This window comes from Rhodoferax sp. (assembly GCF_039922535.1).
In the GTDB taxonomy this organism is placed as follows: domain Bacteria; phylum Pseudomonadota; class Gammaproteobacteria; order Burkholderiales; family Burkholderiaceae_C; genus Rhodoferax_B.
Genome location: NZ_JBDTEM010000249.1, coordinates 1 through 3,817, shown reverse-complemented (window position 1 = coordinate 3,817; position 3,817 = coordinate 1). Strand labels below are relative to the sequence as shown.

Here is a 3,817-nt window from a genome sequence, read left to right as displayed (position 1 = left end):
ACAAATCGCTGGGCATTCCACAGCACGCATTGGCATGAGCCGTAACAGGACTCCTTTATGACTTTCTCCATCGGCATTTCCGGCTTCGTCGCCCTGTATATCTTTCTGCTCGCAGCCTTTGCGGGCTGGGTGATCATTGGCCGGGTGCCGGCCATTCTGCACACACCCCTGATGTCGGGCTCGAACTTCGTGCACGGGATTGTGGCGGTAGGCGGTATCTACGCGCTATTGAATGCGAGCTCCGTACAAGAGCAAGTGCTGGGCTTTGTGGCGGTGCTACTGGGCGCGGGCAATGCAGCGGGTGGCTATGCAGTGACAGACCGCATGCTGGCCATGTTCAAGACCAGCGGCCACGCCGCAGCCCACGGCAAGGTCAAACGCCTGCCTGTGAAGAAACACTGAGATCCGCACCATGCCTATCTTTGTCCTTCAGCTTGCCCAACTTGGCATTGTTGCCGCCGACCTCACTGCTGCATTGATGTTCCTCTACGGCTTGCACCGCATGGCATCTCCTGTCACTGCGGCGTCAGGCATCTTTGTCGCCGGTGTAGGAATGGCCGTGGCGATTGCCGCCAGTTTCCTGCATGCCTTTGGCGTCAGTGCCGCGGCGCAGCCGTATCTGGTGACCAACATTGCATTGGCACTGCTGGCACTATGCATCGGAGGCGGTATCGCCTGGTGGAGCGGGCGCACGGTGGCCATGACCGCCATGCCGCAGATGGTGGCGCTCTACAACGGCATGGGCGGTGGTGCGGCAGCAGCCATCGCCGCCGCGGAGTTGCTGGCGGACAAGGGACATGGTTTGACCACCCTTATCGTGACCTTATTGGGCGCGCTGATCGGTGCGGTCTCGCTATCGGGCTCGCTCATCGCCTGGGCCAAGCTGGACGGTGTGATCAACCAGCCATTGCGGTTGAAGGGGCAGCAGGCGTTCAACGCGCTGGTGCTGGTTCTTACCCTGGCCATCGGTGTCTACATTGCGATTGCCCGTGCAGACACGGCTCCGCTGTTGCTGGCAACACCAGTTGCCGTCTACCTGTTCTTTGGCTGCGCACTGGCTCTGGGTATTTTGATGACGCTGCCCATCGGCGGTGCCGACATGCCAGTGGTGATCTCCATCTTCAATGCCTTCACTGGCCTGGCGGTCGGGCTCGAAGGCTTTGTGCTGCAGAGCCCGGCACTGATGGTGGCGGGCATGGTGGTGGGCGCGGCCGGGTTGCTGCTGACACTGCTCATGGGGCGGGCCATGAACCGCTCGGTGGCGAACGTAGTGTTCAGCAATTTTGGCAATGTGTCCAAGCACAAGGCGGGCAAGATCCAGGGCGAGCTCAAGCCCATGCAAGCCGGTGACGCAGGCATCGCCATGCGCTACGCCACATCGGTCGTTATCGTGCCGGGCTACGGCTTGGCCGTGGCCCAAGGCCAGGGAAAGCTGTTTGAATTCGTCAAGCTGCTGCAGGCCGCTGGTGTGTCGGTCAGGTTTGCGGTGCATCCCGTGGCGGGCCGTATGCCTGGTCAGATGGATGTGTTGCTGGCAGAGGCCGGTGTGCCCTACGACATGATCTTTCAGCTGGAAGACATCAACGACGATTTCAAAACCACCGATGTGGCGCTGGTCATCGGGGCGAATGACGTGGTGAACCCCGCCGCGCGCACCGACAAAGCTTCGCCCATATTCGGCATGCCTATCCTCAATGTTGACCAGGCCAAGCAGGTTTTCGTCATCAAGCGTGGCGAAGGCAAGGGCTACGCAGGCATCGCCAACACGCTGTTTTATGGCAACAACTGCAACATGGTCTACGGCGATGCCCAGACCATGCTGGTCCAGATGATCGAAGCAGTGCGAGGCCTGGGTCTCTCCGCTGCAGCCTAGTTTCACTCAACCAAGGACAACACTATGACCCGTACCATGCAAGCCGCCGTCGTCGAACAATTCGGCAAACCCCTGGCCTTGAGGGAGCTGGCTATACCCACCCCTGGGCCGGGCCAGATTCTGGTCAAAACCGAGGCCTGCGGCGTGTGCCACACCGACCTGCACGCCGCCAACGGCGACTGGCCGGTTAAACCATCACTGCCCTTTACCCCGGGCCACGAAGGCATCGGCCTGGTCGTTGCGCTGGGCGCGGGTGTGACCGCAGTCAAGGAGGGCGACCGCGTGGGTGTGCCTTGGCTGTATTCCGCTTGCGGGCATTGCGAGTACTGCCTTGCCGCGCGTGAACCCGTATGTGCCGAAGCCCAGTTTGGCGGCTATACCAAGAACGGTGGCTTTGCCGAGTACATCGTTGCCGACCCCAACTATGTGGCCCACATACCGGCCGGTCTGGCCGCCGATGCAGCTGCGCCCTTGATCTGCGCTGGCATTACTTCTTACAAAGGTATCAAAGAGACCCAGGCCAAGCCAGGCGAATGGGTCGTGATTTCAGGTGTGGGTGGCCTGGGCCATCTCGGCATCCAGTACGCCAAGGCCATGGGGCTGCACGTCTGCGCGGTGGACGTCGATGACGGCAAGCTCGCCCACGCCAAGCGGCTCGGCGCCGATGCAACCGTCAATGCCTTGCACGGTGATGCGGTTGCCGAGGTTGTCAAAGCCACCGGTGGCGGTGCCCACGGGGTGCTGATCACTGCGCCATCGTTGGCCGCCTTCAAACAAGGCGTTGGCATGACGCGCAAGTTTGGCACCTGCGTGCTGGTCGGCCTGCCGCCTGGGGAGTTTCCAACTCCGCTATTCGACGTAGTAGCCAACTGCATCACCATTCGCGGCTCGTTCGTAGGCAACCGCCGCGATATGGCCGAAGCCTTGGCGTTTGCCGCCGATGGCAAAGTGAAGGCGGATTTTGAATTGCAGCCGCTGTCGGCCATTAATGATGTCTTCAAACGGCTGGCCCACGGGCAAGTACCTTCGCGGGTCGTGCTGGATTTTTCCCACCGCTGAGCCTGCAGATGCTGGATGGCTGACCCGGAGCATGGCATGTCGAACCGGCGCTCATTCCTCGTATCGGGTACGGCCACTGCTGCGACGCTGGCCTGCACTGGAGGTGACAGCGGGTACGCGGCTGCCGTGCAAGATGTCAGGAGGCCTTTGCCGGTGCGCCTCCAGGTAGGCGGTTTCCCGTTGTATGAACTGGTGCGCTACGCCACGCTGGCTCCGTCCAGCCATAACACCCAGTGTTGGATATTCAAGCTGGGCGAAGGCAGCATCACCATCTTGCCGGACATGTTGCGGCGCTGCCCAGCGGTGGACCCGGATGACCACCACCTCTACGTGAGCCTTGGCTGCGCTGCAGAGAATCTGGTGCAGGCTGCCCTGGCGGTGGGTTTGCATGGTGAGGTGGCGTTTCAGGAGACCAGCGGTGCTATCCGGGTCGATCTAACAGCTACGCGTGCTCTGCAGAATCCTCTTTTTGAGGCCATTCCGCTACGCCAATCTACCCGGGCTGAATACGACGGTCGTGCGGTGTCTGCTGGGGCCTTGAGGCTGCTGGAGCAAGCGGGAACCGGCCAAGGAGTGCGGCCCATGCTGTTCACCAGCAGACCGCAAACTGAGGCGATATTGGAATACGTCACCCGTGGCAACACGATGCAGATCGGCGATCCCGCCTTTGTGGCGGAGCTTGGGTCCTGGATGCGCTTCAATGCCCACGATGCTTTGACCGCGGGTGATGGCTTGTTCTCAGCCGCTTCTGGCAACCCCACGCTGCCCCATTGGCTGGGATCGCGGCTCATGCCTTTGCTCATGACAGCCGGCCATGAAAACGACAAATACGCCAAGCAGGTACGCAGTTCTTCGGGCATGGCCGTCTTCGTCTCTGATGCCAAC

The 3,817-nt window shown here is 61.2% G+C and carries 4 protein-coding genes; all 4 read left to right on the top strand.

Annotated features, from left to right (window positions below; translation table 11 throughout):
* Nucleotides 1-57 precede the first annotated feature (57 nt).
* Nucleotides 58-402 (top strand): NAD(P) transhydrogenase subunit alpha, encoded by a 345-nt coding sequence (locus tag ABI213_RS11480; protein ID WP_348027161.1) that lies wholly within the window; start codon nucleotides 58-60, stop codon nucleotides 400-402.
* A 10-nt stretch (nucleotides 403-412) separates the two neighbouring features.
* On the top strand, nucleotides 413-1,873 hold the full coding sequence (locus ABI213_RS11475) for an NAD(P)(+) transhydrogenase (Re/Si-specific) subunit beta (protein WP_348027159.1): 1,461 nt from the start codon (nucleotides 413-415) through the stop codon (nucleotides 1,871-1,873).
* 24 nt (nucleotides 1,874-1,897) lie between these two features.
* Nucleotides 1,898-2,932: a zinc-dependent alcohol dehydrogenase gene (locus ABI213_RS11470; protein ID WP_348027157.1), complete on the top strand. Its 1,035-nt coding sequence runs from the start codon at nucleotides 1,898-1,900 to the stop codon at nucleotides 2,930-2,932.
* 15 nt (nucleotides 2,933-2,947) lie between these two features.
* The coding region (locus tag ABI213_RS11465) for a Tat pathway signal protein (protein WP_348027155.1) at nucleotides 2,948-3,817 on the top strand (870 nt) is incomplete at its 3' end.